This window comes from Aquabacterium sp. A08, assembly GCF_011742065.1.
This window is the reverse complement of sequence record NZ_JAAQQT010000237.1, coordinates 1-813: the sequence shown is the minus strand read 5'-3', so window position 1 is coordinate 813 and position 813 is coordinate 1. Positions and strand designations below refer to the sequence as shown.

Annotated in this window: 1 protein-coding gene and 1 pseudogene; both read left to right on the top strand. The window is 68.3% G+C overall.

Translation table 11 applies throughout. From position 1 onward, the window contains the following. A pseudogene (locus HA630_RS01330) lies at positions 1–300 on the top strand (hypothetical protein); the annotation flags it as partial. A 52-nt stretch (positions 301–352) separates the two neighbouring features. Continuing rightward, on the top strand, positions 353–813 hold a 461-nt coding region (locus HA630_RS01325), incomplete at its 3' end, for a DUF5710 domain-containing protein (protein WP_243855319.1).

The window sequence follows — 813 nt, the reverse complement described above, 5'->3', positions numbered from 1 at the left end:
GATGCGGTCATGCGGCCCGAGATGGTCATGAACCTGATGCAGGCCCGCAAGCTCCAGCTGGGCCAAGGCGGGAACAGCCCCGGCGCGCAAGAGCCTGGTCACCCGTCCGGCCAGACACCAGCCCCGGCCGAGAAGCCCAGCAAGATCGAATGGACCTTCGAGCGCGCCAGCGTGGACAAGCTGATCGCCTACGGCCGTGAACCCGGGGTGGGGGCGGACGATCCCCAGCCCGGGTTCGTCTTCGAGCGCAGCGGGTTTGCCGACTGGAAGCTGACCGAGATCCGGCTGGTGCTGGAGTGATGCAGGCACACCCACAGACACTCCTACAGCCATTCCCCAGAGCCTGGACACGATGACCGGCACCTACCTCGTCACCCCTTACGCCGAGAAAGACCGTGTCAAGGCCCTGGGCGCGCGCTGGGACGCGGGCCGCCGTCAGTGGTACGTGCCCCAAGGCCGCGACCTGGCCCCCTTCGCCACCTGGTTACCCGCCGACCTTCGAGCGCAGCACGAGGCTTCGGCAGAGAGCCTGCCCGCCGTGGCAGCACCCAGCCCAGCGTCTTCACCCGCACTGAGCCTGCCCACCGGCAAAGGCATTCCCCTGTCCCGCCTGCTCTCAGGCGTGTCCCAGGCCGTGGCCGCTGCCTACCGCGAAGGCGTCTGGACCCTGGTCGAAGTGGTGGACGCCCGTCTGCGCAACGGCCACGTCTACCTGGAGGTCTCCGAGCGCGACGAGCGTGGGGTGGTCATTGCGAAATCCAACGCCGCCATCTGGGCCAACCAGGCCGAACGCATCCTGCCTGCCTTCGAGCA